Source organism: Caldimonas sp. (genome assembly GCF_046291045.1).
Taxonomy (GTDB): domain Bacteria; phylum Pseudomonadota; class Gammaproteobacteria; order Burkholderiales; family Burkholderiaceae_C; genus Caldimonas.
Window position 1 is genome coordinate 53,777 of record NZ_JBKBSL010000012.1, and the last position, 19,771, is coordinate 73,547.

Below are 19,771 nucleotides of genomic sequence, written 5' to 3' on the forward strand. Positions count from 1 at the left end.
AAGCCTCGTAAACTGCGAAATCTCATATTTTGCCCGCTGGTGCAAAGCCCCTTTGCGGGCCGCCGGCCGGCCTATACGCCATGGTCCAACCGCCACCCGCCCCTGCGCCCCTGAGACGCCGTCCGCGCCTGCTCATCGTCGGCTGCGGCGACGTGGGCCTGCGTGTGGTGCGCCTGCTGGTGCCGCGCTGGAAGGTGCTGGCCCTCACCTCGCAGCTCGGCCGCGTGGGCGAGCTGCGCGCCGCCGGTGCCCTCCCCCTCGTGGCCAACCTGGACGAGCCGGCCAGCCTGGCCCGCTTGGCCGGCCTGGCCGATGCCGTGCTGCATCTGGCGCCGCCGCCCGGCCAAGGCGACACCGACCCGCGCACTACCGCCTTGCTGCGGGCCTTGGCCCGCCGCCGCAGCCCGCGCTGCCTCGTCTATGCCAGCACCACCGGCGTCTATGGCGATGCGCAGGGGGCGAGCTTCGACGAGACCCGGCCGGTGGCGCCACGCTCGGACCGCGCCCGGCGCCGCGTCGATGCCGAGGCCCGTGTGCGCTGGTTCGGGCGGGCCTTCGGTGTGCGCGTGTCCATCCTGCGCATCCCTGGCATCTATGCGAGCGACCGCCCGGGCGGGCATCCGCGCGAACGACTGCTGCGCGGCACACCGGTGCTGCGGGCCGAGGACGATGTCTACACCAACCACATCCATGCCGACGACCTGGCCCGCGCCTGCGCGGCCGCGATCGCGCGCGGCAAGCCCCAGCGTGTGGTGCACGCGAGCGACCACACCGAGCTGAAGATGGGCGACTACTTCGACCTGGCCGCCGACCTGTGCGGACTGCCGCGCCCGCCACGTATCGACAGGAACCAAGCGCGCGAGCAGCTTGCGCCCACCCTGTTGTCGTTCATGAGCGAGTCGCGCCGGCTGAAGAACGGCCGGCTGCTGCGCGAGCTGAGGCTGCGCCTGCGCTACCCCACGGTGCGCGAGGGGCTGGGCGGCTGAACCACTGCGTTTGACGGCGCTCTCGGCCCTGGCCGTGCCAGCGGTACGCATCCGCCGGGCGCCGACCGCGGTGGTGATTCAGAAGCGCCGGCGTCCCTGAAAGGGCGGCTTGCCACGCCAATACTGGATCATCAGGAAGCCGCCCAGCATGCCGCCCAGGTGGGCGAAGTGAGCGATGCCCGAGGCCGTGCCCGACATGCCGAAGAACAACTCCAACGCCCCGAAGACGGCGACGAAGACCTTGGCTTTCATCGGGATCGGCGGGAACAGCGGCACGATGATCCGGTTGGGAAACAGCATGCCGAAGGCCAGCAGCAGCCCGAACAGCCCGCCGGAGGCGCCCACCGTGGGGTAGCGCGCGCCGGTGAGGTGGGTCACCAGGAGCTGCAGCGCGGCGGCCGCCAGCACACTGGCCAGCATGAACTGCAGGTAGCGGCGCTGCCCCCACAGGCGTTCGAGTTCGCTGCCGAACATCCACAGGCCCAGCATGTTGAAAAACAGATGGCCGATGCCGCCGTGCAAGAAGGCGTAGGTCACGACCTGCCAGGGCATGAAAAAGTCGCTGACGACCGGCCACAGCGCAAAGACGCGCGTCAGCATCAGGCCCGACAGCATGTCGATCGAGAAGGCGGCCACATTGGCCAGGAGCAGCGCCTTGGTGACGGGGGGCAAAGGGGGCATGAAGGTCCGGCGTTTCGGATGCGGTGCCCGGGATCATAGCGGCCACGGTCTCCTGCCGCCGCGCGCCGGTGCCGCGCAACGCCGCAGTATCCCTGAAACGCGCCGCGACCCGGCAGGGTAGGCGCCGATGCCCCCTGGAGACGAGGGGGGGCAGGGCTGCGAAGGGCCCCAGCCGGGTCCGTGTCGCGCTATCGTTGTGAGCACCGACATTGCTTGACGGAGAGCCTCGATGCCTGCGCGTGCCCTGCAGCGCCTTCGGTCAACGGGCTTTGCGCCTTGGGGCTGGCGTTTGGCCGTCGCCGGGCTGGTGGGCTTGGTGGTCGTCGCGGCCTGGCGCGGCGTGACGCAGGAGATGCAAAGCTCGCGCGTCCAGGCGCGCTGGCTGGCCGACCTGGCGGCCCAGTTGCGCGTCTCGGTGCAACCTGGCCGCAGCGAATCCATCCGTTTTCCCGCCGACGGGCCCTATGACTTGCGCCTGGGCTACCACGGTTTGCCGTCGATGATCGAACGCCTGTCCGCGCGTGGCTTCGAGGTGCGGGCCCAGGCCCGCTGGTCGCCCAAGCTCATCGAGCTGCACGATCGCGGCCTGTTCACGATCTACCCCGAAAAAAGCCAGGCGGGCCTACAGGTGCTCGACTGTCGCGGCGAAACTCTCTCGGCCAGCCTGCATCCACGGCAGGTCTACCCCGACCTGCAGGCCGTCCCCCGCGTGCTCGTCGACAGCTTGCTCTACATCGAAAACCGCGAGCTGCTCGACCCCACGCGGGTGCACCTGAATCCTGCGATCGAATGGGACCGGCTCGGCAAGGCCGTGCTTGAACAGGTCCGCCGCACCGTGGACCCGGGGCAGTCTGCCGCCGGCGGCAGCACCCTGGCCACGCAGATCGAGAAGTACCGCCACTCCCCCCAGGGCCGCACCGACTCGGTGGGCGAGAAGCTGCGGCAGATGGCCTCGGCCTCGCTGCGGGCCTACCTGGACGGCGAACACACCCTGGCGCGCCGACGGCAGATCCTGCTGGACTACCTCAACACCGTGCCGCTGGCCGCCCAGGTGGGCTTCGGCGAGGTGCACGGCCTGGGCGACGGCCTGTGGGCCTGGTACGGCCGCGATTTCGACGAGGTCAACCGTCTGCTGTCGACCCTGGTGGATGGCAAGGTGAGCCCCGCTCCGCCCGCAGCAAGTCAGGCCCGGGCCTTCCGCGAGGTGCTGCTGCGCGAGCAGGCCCTGGCCTACAAGCAGGCGCTGTCGCTCATCGTCGCGCAGCGCCGGCCCTCGCACTATCTGGCCGAGCGCGCGCCCGGGCTGCGCGAGCTCACCGACAGCCACCTGCGCCTGCTCGCCCGCGACGGCGTCATTCCGGTGGCCTTGCGCGATGCCGCCCTGCCTCTGCCGCTGGAGCTGCTGCCGCAGCAGGCGGTCCAGTCCCCGGGCAGTTTCGTCGAGCGCAAGGCGGCCAGTGCCGCGCGCACGCGCCTGTCGGGCCTGTTGGGCGTGTCGCGCAGCTACGACCTGGACCGTCTGGACCTGGTGGCGGACAGCACGCTCGACGCCCGGGCTCAGAGCGCGGTGACCGAGGCGCTGCTGAGGCTGCGCACGCCCGAAGGCGTGCGCGAGGCCGGCCTGGTGGGACACCGCCTGCTGCGCGAGGATGACGATCCGGCACCGCTGCGCTACAGCTTCACCCTCTTCGAGAGCGACGGCCAGGTCAGCCGTTTGCGCGTGCAGACGGACAACTTCGACCAACCCTTCGACCTGAACGAGGGGGCGCGGCTGGACATGGGCTCCACGGCCAAGCTGCGCACGCTCGTGAGCTATCTCGAAGTGGTGGCCCAACTGCACGGTCGGTGGGCCAGCCTGGACACGGCCACGCTGGCCGCGCTGCGGCCGGCGGCGGGCGACGCCCTGGCGCGCTGGGTGCGCGACCACCTGCTGCGCACCGAGGACCGCAGCCTGGAGGCCCTGCTCGAAGCCGCGATGGACCGGCGCTATGCGGCCAGCCCGGCCGAGACCTTCTTCACCGGCGGAGGCCTGCACCGCTTCGGCAACTTCGATGCCGAGGACGATCAGCGCACGATGACGGTGCGCGAGGCCTTCCGCCGCTCGGTCAACCTGGTCTTCATCCGGCTCATGCGTGACGTCGTGCAGCATCTCGTGCACCAGCAGCCGGATTTCGACCCCCGCTTGTTCGACGACCCAGCCCACCCTGCCCGGCAGCGGTTCCTCGAACGATTCGCCGACCAGGAGGGACGGCAATTCATCGCGCGCTTCCACGCTGCGTTGCGCGACCGTCCGCCCGAGGAGGTCGAGCGCCAGCTCCTGGGCGACGACCGCCCAGCCACCCTGCAGCGCCTGGCCGCGCTCTACCTGGGGCTGGAACCCCAGGGAGGCGTGCCAGGGCTCGCGGATTTCCTGGTGCGCCATCGCGGGGGCGAGGCCGTGCCGCCGGCGGTGTTGCAGCGCCTGCATGAACAGGCCGCCCCCGGCCGGCTGTCGCTGCCCGACCGCGCCCACCTCGCCGGCGTGCATCCGCTGGAGCTGTGGGTGGCGGCCCGGTTGCGCGCGCATCCTGCGGCCAGCCTGCGCGAGCTGCTGGCCGCCGGCGGCCAGGCCCGGCAGGAGGCCTATGACTGGCTCTTTCGCACGCGCCACAAGGCCGCGCAGGACCAGCGCATCGGCCAGGTGTTGGAGCAGGCCGCCTTTGCGGAGCTGCACCGCCGCTGGCGGCGGCTGGGCTACCCCTTCGACACCCTCACACCCTCGTATGCGAGCGCCCTGGGCGCATCGGGGGACCGGCCGGCCGCCCTGGCCGAGTTGATGGGCGTGATCGCCAACGACGGCCTGCGGCTGCCGACGGTGCGCATCGAGGGCCTGCAGTTCGGGCGTGGCACGCCCTACGAGACCCACTTGGTCCGTCAACCGGTCGCGCCCGAGCGCGTGCTGCCGGCCGAGGTGGCGCGCGTTGCGCGCCGTGCCCTGGTGGACGTGGTGGCCCAGGGCACCGCGCGGCGGCTGCTGGGCAGCGTGCGCAGCGCCGATGGACGGACGGTGGAACTGGGCGGCAAGACCGGTACCGGCGACCACCGCTACACCGTGCAGGGTCGCGACGGCCGGGTGCTGGCCTCGCAGGTGCTCAACCGCTCGGCCAGCTTCGCCTTCGTCCTGGGCGAGCGCCACCATGGCGTGCTGATGGTCTATGTGACAGGCTCCGATGCCGAGCGCTACCGCTTCACCAGTGCCTTGCCCACGCAGTTGCTCAAGTCGCTGCTGCCAGCGCTATGGCCCTGGATCGAGGGCCAACCCTGCAACCCGTCCTTGCAGAAAGAGCCGCCTGGCGATGTGGCCCGTGCGGGTTGACTGCGAGGACCATGACGAACTGGACGGGTGAGAACGACACCCCCTCGTGCTCATGCCGTCAGTTCAACCGAGATCCGGCAGTTGAGCGCGCCCGAGCGGGCCTTCAGACTCGCGTATGACCGCCGCCTGGCGGTCAATCGATCTGAAAACCTGTGGCCTTGGCCAGCGCTGCCCAGCGCTGGGCTTCGGTTTCGAGCAAGCGCTGTGTTTCGGAACGGCTCGTACCAAGCACCGTGAAGCCCGCGTCTTCGAGTTGCTTGCGCACGGAGGGCGTCTGCGCCGCCGAGACGACCTCCCGGTTCAGCAGATCCAGCAATGCGGCGGGTGTACCGGCAGGTGCCAGGATGGCAAACCACGCTGAGAAATTGATATCGGGCTGGCCCAGCTCAGCGAATGTCGGGACCTCTGGTAGCAAGACCGAGCGCCGCGCCGCGGTGGTCGCCAGAGCGCGCAGCTTGCCACCCTTGACCTGCGGAGCGGCCAGCGCGGTGCTGACGAAAGCGGCCTGAACGCTGCCGTTGACGAGCGCGCTTATCGCATCGCCGGTGGCACGGAAGTGCACCGGCTCGATGGGAAAGCCCGCCCGGCTCGCGAACATTTCTGCACCAAAGTGGCCTGGCGTGCCCGCGCCAAAGGTGCCGAAATTGAGCCTGTGTTTGTCCGCTCGCGCAGCCGCGACCAGCGTATCGACGTCGGTGTGCGGCGAGGTCGCTGGAACCACCAGAACGAAGTCTGCACGTACGACTTCCGATACTGGCGCCAACTCCTTGGCCGGTTGGTACGGCAGCTTGCGGTGGGTGGACGGCGCGATGCTGATCGAGCCCACCTCGCCCAGCAGCAGCGTGTGCCCGTCTGGCGTGCCCTTGGCCACTTGCTGGGCAGCGATCTGGCCCCCGGCGCCGGCCACATTGTCGATCACCACGGCTTGTTTGAGAGTTTCTGCCAGACGCTGACCGAGGATGCGGGCGACGAGGTCGGGGCCGGTGCCGGGGGGAAAGCCGACGACCAGGCGTACAGGGCGTTGGGGGTAAGCTTGTGCCCTCGCGAGCTCAGGCAGGGTGCTCAGGCCGATGAAAAGCGGCAGGGCCAGCATCGTGACCCGCCAAAAGGTGCGCCGCGGCAGCATGGCGTTCGTCTCCGTCGAGTGTTCTCCGAGGACGCCAGTGTGTGCTGCGAGCGCCCACGCCCGTGTCATCCCAGAGGACGACAGGCAGGCCTGGATCGTCTCAGCGCCACAACGCGGCGAACAGCTCGCTTTTGAAGTGCAAGCCCAGCCGGGCGAAGGCGCGGGCGCGGTAGGTTTTGACGCTGGCCACCGACAGACCCAGGTCGGCCGCAATGCCGTCGTAGCTCAAGCCCTGCAGCAAGCGTTCCAACACGTCGACCTCGCGCGCGGTGAGGGTGGGGCAGCGGGCGAGCAGACGGTCCCGCACCCCGGTGGTGGGCGCTTGCGCCAGCCACTGTAGGTGCCGATGCACGCAGGCCAGCAGCACCGGCGCCAGTTCGATGAAGCGCTCGATCTCTGCAGGGGCGAAGCAGCCTTGGTCCAAGTGATGGTAGAAGTTCACGGCCAGCAGCGAGCCGTCGGTCTCCAGCGTGGCGACCGATAGCCGTTCGAGCATGCCGTGGCGACGGTAGATCGCTTCACGATGGTCTGCACAAGGTGCCTCATCGGCGTGCATGCGTAGCACCATGGCCCGCCCCGGGCTGCGCGTCCGACGGACCAGATCGAAGCTGCGGTCCCGCCGGTACAGGCCTTGGTCGCAGTAGATCGAAAAGCACTCGCGGGTGATGTCCGGTGCCTGGCGGCTGGCTGACAGATGCATCACCGGTGGCCGGTCGGGCCAAACTTGGTAGACCGACCACGAGCCTGCAGCCACCCAAGCGTTGATTGCATGCAGCGCTTGGGTGGCAAAACCAGGCTGACCGAGGGCATCGACCCAACGCGCCGCCACCGCCGTGGCGGCCGACGGTGCCGGACCCATCGCGATCGGCCAGGCGTTCATGACAGGCACGGTGTCATCCTTGCGGATGACACCAGGCCATCGACGGTGGCGCTATCGTCGACTTCTCCAAGGTTCGCGCCTCCTTTCCCATGGACATCCCCCACCAGTTTCCCAACGTCGTGCCGACCCTGGTGCCCATGGCCTGCATCCGCTGCGAGGTCGGCCCGCTCGTAACGCTGGGTCCGGGCCCTACCGGCGAGCGCCGTTACGTGCCGTTGGGGGGCGGCACGGTCCGTGGGCCCGAATTGAATGGTCGGGTTGTCGAGGGTGGGGTGGACTGGCAGCTCTCCCGCGCCGACGGCGTGTTGGAGATCGCCGCGCACTATGCACTGCGTCTGGACGACGGTAGCCTGGTGGAGGTGCGCAGCGAAGGCCTGCGCCATGGACCTGCGGCGGTGATGGCACGTCTGGCCAGCGGCGAGCCTGTCGCCCCCCACGAATACTTTTTTCGCACGCTGATGCGCTTCACGACCGGTGCTCCGGCCTGGGCGCACCTCAACGCCGTGATGGCGGTGGCGAGCGGACAGAGGCATGTGCATCAGGTGGTGTTGGACGTGTTCCGACTGACATGAGGGCGGCGCTAGAGCCTCCAGCGATACTTATGTTATGAAACCATCCAGCCCCGATCCTCCGCAGATACCCGCATCTCCCATGCGGTCGCTGCGCGAGCCGCGGCGGTGCAAGCCCTTCGGCCTGCGTGCGACCTTGGGGCAAGGGGTGGCCAGTGCCGTCTGGCTGCTGCAACGCTGAGGGCAACGGCCCGCTATGCCATAATCAATAGCTCTTCCGTCGCACCGCCGGCCCAGGTGGCGAAATAGGTAGACGCAAGGGACTCAAAATCCCTCGCCAGCGATGGCATGCCGGTTCGAGTCCGGCCCTGGGCACCAAACCTCACCTTGCGTGACAGCGTTGCGCAGACGAAGGGGTGAGCGACTGTTCGGCACACTGGTCCTGTCGTCGTGCGCAGCCCAGTGGGGGTGCTTTGAGGCGAGCAGGCGAATACGCGTGACACTGCGACAATGTGTGCAGGCCATTCATCGGAACCCTGCTGACCATGCCTCATTACCAAACCCTTGAAGACGTCATCGGCCACACGCCGCTCGTGCGCCTGCAGCGCCTGCCCGGCGCGGACAATGAGCGCCGCGGCAACGTCATTCTCGGCAAGCTCGAAGGCAACAACCCAGCCGGCTCGGTGAAGGACCGCCCGGCCATCAGCATGATCCGTCGTGCCGAGGAGCGCGGCCAGATCAAGCCGGGCGACACCTTGATCGAGGCCACCTCGGGCAACACCGGCATCGCGTTGGCGATGGCTGCGGCCATCCGTGGCTACCGCATGCTGCTGATCATGCCGGAGGACTTGTCCGTGGAGCGGGCGCAGACGATGAAGGCCTTCGGGGCCGAGCTCATCCTCACGCCCAAGGCCGGCGGCATGGAGTACGCCCGGGATCTGGCCGAGCAGATGCAGCGCGAGGGCAAGGGCGTGGTGCTCGACCAGTTCGCCAATGCCGACAATCCGCGCATCCACTACGAGACCACCGGCCCGGAGATCTGGAAGGACACCGAGGGGCGCGTCACGCACTTCGTCAGCGCCATGGGCACCACCGGCACCATCACTGGCGTGTCGCGCTACCTGAAGGAGAAGAACCCGGCCGTGCGCATCGTCGGTGCCCAGCCCAGCGAGGGGTCGCGCATTCCGGGTATCCGCAAGTGGCCACCGGAGTACCTGCCCAAGATCTACGACCCCAGCGCCGTGGACGAACTGATCTATGTGAGCCAGGCCGACGCCGAGGACATGGCCCGCCGACTGGCGCGCGAGGAAGGCCTGTTCGGCGGCATTTCGGCCGCCGGGGCCTGCTGGGCGGCGCTGCAGATCGCCCGGCAGGTCGAAAACGCCACCATCGTTTTCGTGGTGTGCGACCGCGGCGACCGCTATCTTTCCACCGGCGTATTCCCGGCCTGAGCCTCGGGGGCGGTCACCCGCCACAGCGTGTGGCCGGCATCGCGGTACTTGCGCTCGAAGGGGGAGACCGGATCGGCCAGCTCGGCCGGGCTCGGCTCGTCTAGCGTTGCCGTCCGCCCGGCCAGGTGCAGCGCCCGCGCGAATTCCTGCGCATAGACGATCCAGTTGCTGCGCAGTTCGATGCGCCCGCCCAGAGCCAGCAGGGCGGGCAGGCGCGGGTGGCTGCCCCAGCGGCGCATCACATGCTCGGCCTTGGGCCAGGGGTTGGGGTACAGGAGATGGTGCTCGGCCAGGCGCCAGCCGGCCTGGGCCATCAGTGCCCACACGTCGCCGACATCGGCGCGCAGCAAGACCAGGTTGGGCGGCCATGCCGCCTGCAGTTTGCGCTGCCCGCGCTCCAGGCGCTCGGCCGACTGGTCGATGCCCACCACCAGCGCCTGAGGGTGCCGCCTGGCCAGCCGGGCGCTGCTCTCGCCGGTGCCGCAGGCGCTGTCCAGCACCAGCGAGCGGCCCTCGCGGCGCCGGGCGATCGCCTCGAAGGCGGCCACGCTGTAAGGGGCTGGCGGCTTGCGAAAGGGGGTGGCCAGATGGCGGCGCACGAGTTCGTCCAGCCGGGGGTGGAGAGCGACCTGGTTGCTCGTCACCGGACGCGACAGCGCCCGGGAGGCTTCGGCGCTAGGATGGGGTTCCACGATTCGATGGTGCACGATGACGATCCAGGCCTACAAATTCTGCCCGCAGTGTGCCTCCCCGCTGGCCTGGCGGGCCCAGATGGAAGACGGCGGCGAGAAATCGCGTCTGCGCTGCGCGGGCTGCGGCTTCACGCACTGGAACAATCCCACGCCGGTGCTGGCCGCGGTGATCGAGCTGGAGGACCGCGGCGGCCAGTTGCTGCTGGCGCGCAACGCCGCCTGGCCGGGCCGCTTCTTTGGGCTGGTCACCGGCTTCATGGAGGCTGGCGAAACCCCGCAGGAAGGTGTCATCCGCGAAGTGGCCGAGGAGACGGGCTTGACGGTGACACGACTGTCCATCATCGGCGCCTACGACTTCCAGCGCATGAACCAGGTCATCATCGCCTACCACGCCCTGGCGCGCGGCGAGATCACGTTATCGCCGGAGCTGGCCGAATACAAGCTGGTGGCGCCCGAGTCGGTGAGGTGCTGGCCGGCGGGCACCGGCCAGGCCCTGGCCGACTGGCTGCGTTCGCGAGGCCATCCCGTGCGCTGGCTGGACGACCGCCCGCGGTGAGACCGTGACCCAGCGGGAGTGGGTGTTCGATAGGCGCACAGCTCAACGGTGACCGATCAACCTTAGAATAGGAGGTCTCTTGTTTCGGACCGACCATGGACATCCACAAGGAACTCGACACTCGCGGGCTGAACTGTCCCTTGCCCATCCTCAAGGCCAAGAAGGCCCTGACAGAGATGCACAGCGGCGAGCTGCTCAAGGTGGTGGCCACCGACCCGGGCTCGATCCGTGATTTCCAGGCTTTTGCCAAGCAGACGGGCAACGAGCTGGTCGAGCAGCAAACGCTGGACAAGGAGTTCGTGCACGTGCTGCGTCGCCGCTGAGCGCAAGCTGGTGCAAACAATAGGGCTGCCGACGGCAGCCCTTTGTCGTTGAAGACGAGCTTGTCAGAGCTCCAGGCTTTTCAGGTAGGCGCGGAAGCTCGCGCCCAGTTCCGGGTGTTGCAGCGCCAGTTCGACGGTGGCCTGTAGGAAGCCTTCTTTGCTGCCGCAGTCGTAGCGGATGCCCTCGTAGCGGTAGGCGAACACCTTCTCGCGGCGTAGCAGGCCGCTGATGCCGTCGGTGAGCTGGATCTCGCCGCCCACGCCGCGCGGCTGGCGGCGAATCTCCTCGAAGATGCCCGGCGTGAGGATGTAGCGACCGGCCACGCCCAGGCGTGAGGGGGCGTTCTCGGGGGCGGGCTTCTCGACGATCTGGGTCAAGTCCATCAGGCGGTCGTTCACCGGCGTGCCGGCGCAGATACCGTAGCGACGCGTCTGCTCGGCCGGCACTTCCTGCACGGCCAGGATGGACACGCGCCATTCGCTGAAGATCTCGACCATCTGGCGGGTGATGCCTTTGTCGCCCACCATGAGGTCGTCGGCCAGCAGCACGGCGAAGGGATCGTTGCCCACCAGGCGCTCGGCGCATAGCACGGCGTGTCCCAAGCCCAGCATCTTGGGCTGACGCACGAACACGCACTCCATGTCGTCGGGTTTGATGGACTGCACCACCTTGAGCAACTCGTGCTTGCCGGCGGCCTCGAGCTCGGTTTCCAGCTCGTAGGCCATGTCGAAGTGGTCTTCGATCGGGCGCTTGGTGCGGCCGGTCACGAAGATCATCTCGCGGATGCCCGCCTCATAGGCTTCCTCGACGGCGTATTGGATGAGCGGCTTGTCCACCACGGGCAGCATTTCCTTGGGTTGTGCCTTGGTGGCGGGCAAGAAGCGGGTGCCGAGGCCGGCAACGGGGAAAACGGCTTTGGTGATCATGGGCGTGTTTGTACTCGTTTCCACGAGAGGCTGTCTGTCGGCCTCCCGCGGACAGGGGGCCCTTGAACGAGGGGCCCGTGGTCTTCAGCCCAGGCGGGCGAGCTGGTCGCGCAGTTTGGCCAGCGTCGCGCTGAAATCGGCCAAGCGCTGCCGTTCCTGCTCGACCACGGCCGCCGGGGCGCGGGCCACGAAGCTCTCGTTGGCCAGCTTCGCCCCGGCCTTGGCGATCTCGGCCTCCAGTCGCTTGACTTCCTTGCCCAGGCGCTCGCGCTCGGCGGCCACGTCGATCTCTACATGCAGGGCCAAATGGGCCTCACCCAGCACGGACACCGGCGCGAGCTTCGTCGCCTCGGCAAAGGCGGCGGCGTCGGTGAAGAGCTTCACGTCGCTGAGCTTGGCCAGGGCCTTGAGCAGCGGGGCGGCCGCCTCGATGAAGGCGGCGTCTCCGTGGGCGTACAGCGGCACGCGCTCGGCCGGCGACAGGCCCATCTCGCCGCGCAGGTTGCGGCACACGCCCACCAGGGCTTTGAGTTTGTCCATCCACGCGTCGGCCTGGGCGTCGATGCGCTCGGGCTGGGCCACGGGGTAGGGGGCGCGCACGATGGAATCGTCCGAGCCTGCCGCCTTGCGGCCGGCCACCGGGGCCACCTTCTGCCACAGCTCTTCGGTGATGAAAGGCGTGATCGGGTGCAGCAGGCGCAGCACGGCCTCCAGCACGCGAATCAGGGTGCGGCGCGTGGCGCGCTGCCGGGCGGCGTCGCCGGTGGCGATCTGCACCTTGGCGATCTCGAGGTACCAGTCGCAGTACTGGTCCCACACGAACTGGTAGATCGCGTTGGCGACGTTGTCCAGCCGGTAGTCCGCGAAGCCCTGGGCCACGGCAGCTTCCACCCGCTGCAACTCGCCCACGATCCAGCGATCGGCTTGGGAAAAATCCAGGTAGCCGCCGCTCACGCATTCCTGGGCGCCGTGCTCGGCCAGGCCGCAGTCCTGTCCCTCGCAGTTCATCAACACGAAGCGCGTGGCGTTCCACAGCTTGTTGCAGAAGTTGCGGTAGCCCTCGCAGCGCTTGCTGTCGAAGTTGATGTTGCGGCCCAGGCTGGCCAGCGCGGCAAAGGTGAAGCGCAGCGCGTCGGCCCCATAGCCGGGGATGCCCTCGGGGAACTCCTTCTTCGTGGCTTCGCGCACCTTGGGGGCGGTCTCGGGGCGGCGCAGCCCGGTGGTGCGCTTGTCGAGAAGGGGCTCCAGCGCGATGCCGTCGATCAGGTCCACCGGGTCGAGCACGTTGCCTTCGGACTTGCTCATCTTCTTGCCATGAGCGTCGCGCACCAGGCCGTGGATGTAGACATGGTGGAAGGGCACTTTGCCGGTGAAGTGCACCGTCATCATGATCATCCGGGCCACCCAGAAGAAGATGATGTCGAAGCCCGTGACCAGCACGCTGGAGGGCAGGAAGAGTTCGAGCTCCTTCGTATTTTCGGGCCAGCCCAGCGAGGAGAAGGGCACCAGGGCCGAGGAATACCAGGTGTCGAGCACGTCCTCGTCGCGCGTGAGCGGCCCGGTGTAGCCGGCCTGCTTCGCCTTGGCACGGGCTTCGTCTTCGCTGCGGGCCACGAAGAGCTCGCCGTTCGTGCCGTACCAGGCGGGGATCTGGTGGCCCCACCAGAGCTGGCGCGAGATGCACCAGTCCTGGATGTTCTTCATCCACTGGTGGTAGGTGTTCACCCACTGCTCGGGGAAGAACTTCACCGAGCCGTTGTCGACCACCTCGATGGCCTTCTGCGCGATGCTCTTGCCGTCGGGGCCGGGCTTGCTCACGGCGACGAACCACTGGTCGGTGAGCATGGGCTCCACGATCTGACCGGTGCGCTCGCAGCGCGGCACCATGAGCTTGTGCTTCTTCACCTCCACGAGCAGGCCCTGGGCTTCGAGGTCGGCCACGACCTTTTTGCGGGCCTCGAAGCGGTCGATGCCGCGATAGGGTTCGGGCACCTCGTCGTTGGTCTTCGCGTCGAGCGTGAAGATCGTGATCATCGGCAGCGCATGCCGCTGGCCCACCGCGTAGTCATTGAAATCGTGCGCCGGCGTGACCTTCACCACGCCAGTGCCGAAATCGCGGTCCACATACTCGTCGGTGATGACGGGAATGGTGCGGCCGGTCAGCGGCAGCCTCACCTGCTTGCCGTGGAAGGCGGTGTAGCGCTCGTCCTCGGGGTGCACCATCACGGCCGTGTCACCCAGCATGGTCTCGGGGCGCGTGGTGGCCACGACCAGATCCCCCGAGCCATCGGCCAGAGGGTAGCGGATGTGCCAGAGGTGACCGTCCTCCTCTTCGCTGGTGACCTCCAGGTCGGACACGGCGGACTTGAGCACCGGGTCCCAGTTCACCAGGCGCTTGCCGCGGTAGATGAGGCCGTCCTCGTACAGCCGCACGAAGGTTTCGGTGACCACCTTGGACAGCTTCTCGTCCATCGTGAAGTACTCGTGGGCCCAACTCACCGAGTCGCCCATGCGACGCATCTGGCGAGTGATGGTGGAGCCCGACTCCTCCTTCCATTCCCACACCTTGGCGACGAAGTTCTTGCGGCCCAGGTCGTGGCGCGACTGGCCGGTCTTGGCCTGGAGTTGGCGCTCCACCACGATCTGCGTGGCGATGCCGGCGTGGTCGGTGCCAGGCACCCACAGGGTGTTGTGGCCGCGCATGCGGTGGTAGCGCGTGAGCGCGTCCATGATCGTCTGGTTGAAGGCGTGGCCCATGTGCAGCGTGCCGGTGACGTTGGGCGGCGGCAACTGGATGCAAAACGAGGGCTTGGCCGGGTCGAGCGTGGGCGCGTACAGGCCGCGCTGCTCCCACAGCGGGCCCCAATGGGCCTCGATGGCGGCGGGCTCGAAAGACTTGGCGAGTTCGGTCATGGGGCCGGACGTGCGTGCGAGGGGAAAACGAAAGCGGCGTCCCACGGGACGCCGCCAGACCTGGGATGCCGCAATTTTAGGCGCGGCGCGGGCAGAGGGCCTACATGAAAAGGTGCTCGCCGGCGTTCTCGCCACCGAGGATCACATAGTTGACTTTGCGCAGGTCGGCCAGGGTGCGCCCGCCGGCGTAGCTGATGGAGCTTTGCAGATCCTCGCGCATTTCGCGCAACGTGTCGGCGAGCTTGCCCTTGATCGGCTCGAGGATGCGCTTGCCTTCCACGTGCTTGTACTCGCCCTTGTTGAAGTCGCTGGCCGAACCGTAGTATTCCTTGTAGAGCTTGCCGTCGAGCTCGACGGTCTGGCCGGGGGATTCCTCGTGACCCGCAAACAGCGAGCCGATCATCACCATGGCTGCCCCGAAGCGCACGCTCTTGGCGATGTCGCCATGGTGGCGGATGCCGCCGTCGGCGATGATGGGCTTGGTGGCCACGCGGGCGCACCACTTCAGCGCCGAGAGCTGCCAGCCGCCGGTGCCGAAGCCCGTCTTGAGCCGCGTGATGCACACCTTCCCAGGCCCGATGCCCACCTTGGTGGCATCTGCTCCCCAGTTCTCCAGGTCGATCACGGCTTCGGGTGTGCCCACGTTGCCGGCGATCACGAAGGTCTGCGGCAGCTTCTTCTTGATGTGTTCGATCATCTTGCGCACGCTCTCGGCGTGGCCGTGGGCGATGTCGATGGTGATGTAGTCGGCTCCCACACCTTCGGCGGCCAGGCGGTCGATCACCGCGTAATCGGCGGCCTTCACGCCCGAGCTGATCGAGACGAACAGGCCCTTGTCGCGCATGCTTTTCGCGTAGGCCACGTTGTCCAGATCGAAGCGGTGCATCACGTAGAAGTAGCCGTTGGCGGCCAGGTACTCGCTGATGCGCTCGTCGAGCACCGTCTTCATGTTGGCCGGCACCACCGGCAGCTTGAAGCGGCGGCCGCCGAATTCCACCGAGGGGTCGCACTCGCTGCGGCTTTCCACGCGGCATTTGCGCGGCAGCAGCAAGATGTTGTCGTAGTCGAAGATTTCCATGGGCAAGGCTCCGGGTTGCAGTGGGGCGGGCGGCGCGTTGAGGCAGTGCGCGGCCCAATGGCTGCGAGCGCTTGATTTGGAGCCGGCCGGGTCCGAAACCGTCAGCGAGGGCGGTGGACACAAAAAACCGGGCTCCAACATTTGGGCCCGGTGGCGCATTCTACGCCGAATGCACACCGTGGCGTCGGGCGAGATCCCGGGGGCGCCTCCTAGAATCGGCCCATGAGCCTGTTCCTTCCCGATTCCGAGCCCGTCGCGGCGCCCCCAGCGGCCTCGGCCGGCCTGCTGCAACACCTCAACCCCGAGCAGTACGCGGCGGTGACGCTGCCGCCACGCCACGTGCTGGTGCTGGCCGGTGCGGGTTCGGGCAAGACCAGGGTGCTCACCACCCGCATCGCCTGGCTGATCCAGACCGGCCAGGTGGGCCCGGGCGGGGTGATGGCCGTCACCTTCACGAACAAGGCCGCAAAGGAAATGCTCACCCGCCTGAGCACGATGCTGCCCATCCCCGTGCGCGGCATGTGGATCGGCACCTTCCACGGCCTGTGCAACCGCTTCCTGCGCGCGCATTGGAAGCTGGCGGGCCTGCCGCAAAGCTTCCAGATCCTGGATTCGCAGGACCAGCTCTCGGCCGTCAAGCGGGTGATCAAGGCGATGAACCTCGACGAGGAACGCTTCGTGCCCAAGCAGGTGGCGTGGTTCATCGCCGGCTGCAAGGAAGACGGCCAGCGGCCCAAGGACGTGGAGGTGCGCGACGAACACACCCGCAAGCTCATCGAGGTCTACCAGGCCTACGAAGACCAGTGCCAGCGCGAGGGGGTGGTGGACTTCGGCGAATTGATGCTGCGCACCTATGAGCTGATGCGCGATCATGCGGCGCTTCGCGAACACTACAACCGGCGCTTCCGCCACATCTTGGTGGACGAGTTCCAGGACACCAACCGGCTGCAGTACGCGTGGCTCAAGATGTTCGCCGGCCCCGAGAGCGCCGTGATGGCCGTGGGCGACGACGACCAGAGCATCTACGCCTTCCGTGGTGCGCAGGTGGGCAACATGGCCGACTTCGAGCGCGAATTCCGCGTGGATCAGGTCATCAAGCTCGAACGCAACTACCGCAGCTTCGGCCACATCCTGGATGCGGCCAATGCGCTGATTGCTCACAACACCCGGCGACTGGGCAAGCACCTGCGCACCGAGGCCGGGCCGGGCGAGCCGGTGCGTGTCTATGAGGCCACCAGCGATTTTGCCGAGGCGCAATGGCTGGTCGAGGAGGCGCAGCAACTGCACCGCGACGGCGTGCCGCGCAGCGAGATCGCAGTGCTCTACCGCAGCAATGCCCAGTCGCGCGTGCTGGAAAGCGCCCTCTTCAACGCCGGGATCCCCTACCGCGTCTACGGCGGGCTGCGCTTCTTCGAGCGCGCCGAGATCAAGCATGCGCTGGCCTACCTGCGCCTGATCGAGAACCCCAACGACGACACCAGCTTCCTGCGCGTGGTGAACTTCCCCACCCGCGGCATCGGTGCGCGCACGATCGAGCAGCTGCAGGACGCCGCGCGCGCCAGCGGCCGCAGCCTGCACCAGAGCGTGGGGGCGGTGGCGGGCAAGGGCGGGGCCAACCTCGCGGCCTTCGTGGCCCTGGTGGACGCCATGCGCGAGGCCACGCAGGGCCTCACGCTGCGCGAGATCATCGAGCACGTGATCGAGGCCTCGGGCCTGGCCGACTTCTACCGCAGCGAAAAGGAAGGCCGCGAGCGGCTGGAAAACCTGGACGAACTGGTCAATGCCGCCGAGGCCTTCGTGACGCAGGAAGGCTTCGGCAAGGATGCCGTGGCCCTGCCGGTGGACGAGCAGGCCGGCGCCATCGCCGAAGGCAGCCCGCCGGCCGTGGCCGCGGTGGACCTCACACCCGATGCCGAGACCGGCGAGATCGTCTCGCCGCTGGCCGCCTTCCTGACCCACGCGGCGCTGGAGGCCGGCGACAACCAGGCCCAGGCCGGGCAGGATGCGCTGCAGTTGATGACGGTTCATGCGGCCAAGGGCCTGGAGTTCGACGTGGTCTTCATCACCGGGCTGGAGGAGGGCCTCTTCCCGCACGAGAACTCTCTGTCGGATGCCGACGGCCTGGAAGAAGAACGCCGGCTCATGTACGTGGCCATCACGCGCGCACGCAAGCGCCTGTACCTGAGCCACAGCCAGACGCGCCTGCTGCATGGCCAGACGCGCTACAACATCAAGAGCCGCTTCTTCGACGAACTGCCCGAGGGCGCGCTCAAGTGGATCACCCCACGCCACCAGGGCTTCGGCTCGGGCTTCGAGCGTGACTACCGCGCCGCCTGGCAGCGCGGCTCGGGTCTGGGCGGCATCGTGGGCGCCGGCCGCCAAGCCGAGCCCCCGCCGGCCTGGGCGGCACCGAAGGCCACCACCAGCGAAGGCCAGGCCCTGCGCGCCGGCCAGAGCGTCTTTCACAACAAGTTCGGCGAGGGGGTGATCCTCACCCTCGAAGGCAGCGGGGCCGACGCACGTGTGCAGATCAACTTCGGCCGCCATGGTGTCAAGTGGCTGGCTCTGAGCGTGGCCAAGCTCACCCCCGTGGACGACTGAGTCGCGAGGCGATTATTCTGCATTGCAGAACAAAGAACTGAAGCGCAGAATATGTATGATCCTCCGGTCGCCCGGAGTCTGGCCGGGCCCGGATGGGAGCCTTCGCCTTGAGTTCGACCGACCCTGTCACCCCTGACGCCGCGGAAGATCTGCAGCCGCAGCGCCTGCATCATTGGCTCGACCACTGGGCGCAGCGGCAGAGCGATGCGCCTGCGCTGCAGGATGAGCGTGCCGCGCTGAGCTATGGGGCCCTCGCGGCGGCAGTGGACGCGGCGGCGCGAGGCCTGCGCGAGGCGGGGGTGCGGCCCGGCGACCGTGTGCTGGGGGTGGGCGAGAATTGCAATGCCGCCGCCATCCTGGTGCTGGCCTGCAGCCGGCTGGAGGCCTGGGTCTCACTGGTCAATGCCCGCCTGTCCGAGCGCGAGATCGACGCCTTCCTCGAACACTCCCAGGCCCGCATGGTGGTCGGCCTGGGCGAGGCTTCGTCCGAGGCGGTGCGTCATCTGCAACGTCTGGGCGGTGCGCCTGTGCGCTGGCCCGGCGCGGGCGAATGGCTGCTGGCTCCCGGCCACCCTCAGGCCTTGCCCGAACCGGTGAGCGAGTCGGCGGCCGACCAGGTGGCGGCCTTGATCTACACCTCGGGCACCTCCGGCGCGCCCAAGGGTGTGATGCTCTCGCATGCCAATTTGCTTTTCATTGCGGCCAACAGCCGCCGCCAGCGCCGCCTGACGAACGCCGACCGGGTCTATGGCGTGCTGCCGCTGTCGCATGTGTATGGGCTGACCGCGGTGCTGCTGGCCACGCTGTCGGCCGGTGCCAGCTTGGTGCTGGCCGCGCGTTTCGTCCCCGAAGCCATGGCGAAGGCGCTGGTGCGAGACGGCATCACCGTGTTGCATGGGGTGCCGGCCATGTATGCCAAGCTGCTGGAATGGGGCGAGCGGCCCGGCAACACGCTGAGGGCACCGGCGCTGCGGGTGGCCCAGTCGGGCGGGGCTCCGCTGGACCAGGCTCTGAAGGACCGCTTCGAGCGGCACTTCGGCCTGCCGCTGCAGAACGGCTACGGCATGACCGAGGCCTCGCCCTCGATCTGCCAGACCCGCCTGGAGGCGCCGCGCCGCGACTGCTCGGTGGGCCCCCCGATCCCCGGCATCGAGGTGCGGGTGGTCGATCTCCAGTCGCGCCGGCCGGTGCCGGTGGGCGAGACCGGCGAACTCTGGCTGCGCGGGCCCAACGTGATGAAGGGCTACTACCGCAACCTGGCACTGACGGCCGAGACGGTGGACGCCGACGGCTGGCTCCACACCGGCGATCTGGCCCGCATGGAAGCCGACGGCACGCTTTCGATCGTGGGGCGATCGAAGGAGCTCATCATCCGCTCGGGCTTCAATGTCTACCCGGCGGAAGTGGAAGACGTGCTCAACGCCCATCCGGACGTGGTGCTCTCGGCCGTGGTGGGCCGCCCGGTGCCGGGCAACGAGGAGGTGGTGGCCTTCGTCGAGCCCGTGCCGGGCCGTACCCTGGACACCGAGGCCCTGAGGGCCTGGCTGCGCGAGCGCTTGTCGCCCTACAAGCTGCCAGCGCAGATCGTCGTGATGCCCCAGTTGCCCGCCTCGGCCACCGGCAAGCTCTACAAGCAGCGGCTGCGCGAGCAGGCGCTGCAACTCTCGACGTCCAAGGAGACCTGACCGTATGG

General features: G+C 68.2%; 15 protein-coding genes and 1 tRNA gene. 9 read left to right on the forward strand and 7 right to left on the reverse strand.

All coding sequences use genetic code 11. The annotated features are described in order from the left end of the window. Positions 1-80: 80 nt before the first annotated feature. Entirely contained in the window at positions 81-986 is a 906-nt protein-coding gene (locus ACK4ZD_RS06380; protein WP_409659769.1) for an NAD-dependent epimerase/dehydratase family protein, read from the forward strand. A 78-nt stretch (positions 987-1,064) separates the two neighbouring features. On the opposite strand, the gene ACK4ZD_RS06385 is transcribed toward ACK4ZD_RS06380, so the two are convergent. Continuing rightward, positions 1,065-1,667 carry a rhomboid family intramembrane serine protease gene (locus ACK4ZD_RS06385; RefSeq protein ID WP_409659771.1) on the reverse strand — a complete coding sequence of 201 codons (603 nt, stop codon included), beginning with the start codon at positions 1,665-1,667 and terminating at the stop codon, positions 1,065-1,067. Between the two features lie 229 nt (positions 1,668-1,896). Here ACK4ZD_RS06385 and ACK4ZD_RS06390 point away from each other — a divergent pair, with 229 nt between their 5' ends. Beyond that, positions 1,897-5,022, forward strand: a complete 3,126-nt coding sequence (locus ACK4ZD_RS06390; protein WP_409659773.1) for a transglycosylase domain-containing protein — start codon at positions 1,897-1,899, stop codon at positions 5,020-5,022. Positions 5,023-5,155: 133 nt separating this feature from the next. Here ACK4ZD_RS06390 and ACK4ZD_RS06395 read toward each other — a convergent pair whose 3' ends face one another. Continuing rightward, positions 5,156-6,148, reverse strand: coding sequence for a Bug family tripartite tricarboxylate transporter substrate binding protein (locus ACK4ZD_RS06395; RefSeq protein WP_409659774.1), 993 nt, complete (start codon positions 6,146-6,148; stop codon positions 5,156-5,158). A gap of 100 nt (positions 6,149-6,248) precedes the next feature. Further along, positions 6,249-7,028, reverse strand: coding sequence for a response regulator transcription factor (locus tag ACK4ZD_RS06400; RefSeq protein ID WP_409659776.1), 780 nt, complete (start codon positions 7,026-7,028; stop codon positions 6,249-6,251). Positions 7,029-7,117: 89 nt separating this feature from the next. Here ACK4ZD_RS06400 and ACK4ZD_RS06405 point away from each other — a divergent pair, with 89 nt between their 5' ends. The 3 genes from ACK4ZD_RS06405 to cysM all read left to right on the forward strand — a co-directional run bounded on the left by ACK4ZD_RS06405 (position 7,118) and on the right by cysM (position 8,988). Continuing rightward, positions 7,118-7,600 (forward strand): DUF3237 domain-containing protein, encoded by a 483-nt coding sequence (locus tag ACK4ZD_RS06405; RefSeq protein WP_409659778.1) that lies wholly within the window; start codon positions 7,118-7,120, stop codon positions 7,598-7,600. Between the two features lie 228 nt (positions 7,601-7,828). Then, a tRNA-Leu gene (locus tag ACK4ZD_RS06410) sits at positions 7,829-7,915 on the forward strand. 167 nt (positions 7,916-8,082) lie between these two features. Further along, entirely contained in the window at positions 8,083-8,988 is a 906-nt protein-coding gene (cysM, locus tag ACK4ZD_RS06415) for a cysteine synthase CysM (RefSeq protein ID WP_409659780.1), read from the forward strand. Here the strand turns inward: cysM and ACK4ZD_RS06420 are convergent. Beyond that, positions 8,958-9,680 (reverse strand): tRNA (guanine(46)-N(7))-methyltransferase TrmB, encoded by a 723-nt coding sequence (locus tag ACK4ZD_RS06420; protein WP_409659781.1) that lies wholly within the window; start codon positions 9,678-9,680, stop codon positions 8,958-8,960. The two genes, cysM and ACK4ZD_RS06420, sit on opposite strands and share 31 nt — an antisense overlap. A 16-nt stretch (positions 9,681-9,696) precedes the next feature. Here ACK4ZD_RS06420 and ACK4ZD_RS06425 point away from each other — a divergent pair, with 16 nt between their 5' ends. Next, positions 9,697-10,236: an NUDIX hydrolase gene (locus ACK4ZD_RS06425; RefSeq protein ID WP_409659782.1), complete on the forward strand. Its 540-nt coding sequence runs from the start codon at positions 9,697-9,699 to the stop codon at positions 10,234-10,236. Positions 10,237-10,331: 95 nt separating this feature from the next. After that, positions 10,332-10,559: a sulfurtransferase TusA family protein gene (locus ACK4ZD_RS06430; RefSeq protein ID WP_409659784.1), complete on the forward strand. Its 228-nt coding sequence runs from the start codon at positions 10,332-10,334 to the stop codon at positions 10,557-10,559. 63 nt (positions 10,560-10,622) lie between these two features. Here the strand turns inward: ACK4ZD_RS06430 and galU are convergent, their stop codons facing one another. The 3 genes from galU to ACK4ZD_RS06445 all read right to left on the reverse strand — a co-directional run bounded on the left by galU (position 10,623) and on the right by ACK4ZD_RS06445 (position 15,477). Continuing rightward, positions 10,623-11,486, reverse strand: a complete 864-nt coding sequence (galU, locus tag ACK4ZD_RS06435) for a UTP--glucose-1-phosphate uridylyltransferase GalU (protein ID WP_409659786.1) — start codon at positions 11,484-11,486, stop codon at positions 10,623-10,625. 84 nt (positions 11,487-11,570) lie between these two features. Then, positions 11,571-14,399 (reverse strand): valine--tRNA ligase, encoded by a 2,829-nt coding sequence (locus ACK4ZD_RS06440; protein WP_409659787.1) that lies wholly within the window; start codon positions 14,397-14,399, stop codon positions 11,571-11,573. 100 nt (positions 14,400-14,499) lie between these two features. Continuing rightward, a complete protein-coding gene (locus ACK4ZD_RS06445; RefSeq protein WP_409659789.1) occupies positions 14,500-15,477 on the reverse strand; it encodes a GMP reductase in 978 nt (325 codons plus the stop codon). Positions 15,478-15,699: 222 nt separating this feature from the next. Here ACK4ZD_RS06445 and ACK4ZD_RS06450 point away from each other — a divergent pair, with 222 nt between their 5' ends. Then, positions 15,700-18,078, forward strand: coding sequence for a UvrD-helicase domain-containing protein (locus ACK4ZD_RS06450; protein ID WP_409659791.1), 2,379 nt, complete (start codon positions 15,700-15,702; stop codon positions 18,076-18,078). Positions 18,079-18,170: 92 nt separating this feature from the next. Continuing rightward, a complete protein-coding gene (locus ACK4ZD_RS06455) occupies positions 18,171-19,763 on the forward strand; it encodes a class I adenylate-forming enzyme family protein (protein WP_409659792.1) in 1,593 nt (530 codons plus the stop codon). Positions 19,764-19,771 lie beyond the last annotated feature (8 nt).

Bases quoted from the DNA above. Each gene is read 5' to 3' on its own strand.
- ACK4ZD_RS06430 (WP_409659784.1), top strand. From the start codon at position 10,332: ATGGACATCCACAAGGAACTCGACACTCGCGGGCTGAACTGTCCCTTG.
- cysM (WP_409659780.1), top strand. From the start codon at position 8,083: ATGCCTCATTACCAAACCCTTGAAGACGTCATCGGCCACACGCCGCTC.
- ACK4ZD_RS06400 (WP_409659776.1), bottom strand. From the start codon at position 7,028: ATGAACGCCTGGCCGATCGCGATGGGTCCGGCACCGTCGGCCGCCACG.
- ACK4ZD_RS06380 (WP_409659769.1), top strand. From the start codon at position 81: ATGGTCCAACCGCCACCCGCCCCTGCGCCCCTGAGACGCCGTCCGCGC.
- ACK4ZD_RS06445 (WP_409659789.1), bottom strand. From the start codon at position 15,477: ATGGAAATCTTCGACTACGACAACATCTTGCTGCTGCCGCGCAAATGC.
- ACK4ZD_RS06425 (WP_409659782.1), top strand. From the start codon at position 9,697: ATGACGATCCAGGCCTACAAATTCTGCCCGCAGTGTGCCTCCCCGCTG.
- ACK4ZD_RS06405 (WP_409659778.1), top strand. From the start codon at position 7,118: ATGGACATCCCCCACCAGTTTCCCAACGTCGTGCCGACCCTGGTGCCC.
- ACK4ZD_RS06390 (WP_409659773.1), top strand. From the start codon at position 1,897: ATGCCTGCGCGTGCCCTGCAGCGCCTTCGGTCAACGGGCTTTGCGCCT.
- galU (WP_409659786.1), bottom strand. From the start codon at position 11,486: ATGATCACCAAAGCCGTTTTCCCCGTTGCCGGCCTCGGCACCCGCTTC.
- ACK4ZD_RS06385 (WP_409659771.1), bottom strand. From the start codon at position 1,667: ATGCCCCCTTTGCCCCCCGTCACCAAGGCGCTGCTCCTGGCCAATGTG.
- ACK4ZD_RS06450 (WP_409659791.1), top strand. From the start codon at position 15,700: ATGAGCCTGTTCCTTCCCGATTCCGAGCCCGTCGCGGCGCCCCCAGCG.
- ACK4ZD_RS06440 (WP_409659787.1), bottom strand. From the start codon at position 14,399: ATGACCGAACTCGCCAAGTCTTTCGAGCCCGCCGCCATCGAGGCCCAT.
- ACK4ZD_RS06395 (WP_409659774.1), bottom strand. From the start codon at position 6,148: ATGCTGCCGCGGCGCACCTTTTGGCGGGTCACGATGCTGGCCCTGCCG.
- ACK4ZD_RS06455 (WP_409659792.1), top strand. From the start codon at position 18,171: ATGGGAGCCTTCGCCTTGAGTTCGACCGACCCTGTCACCCCTGACGCC.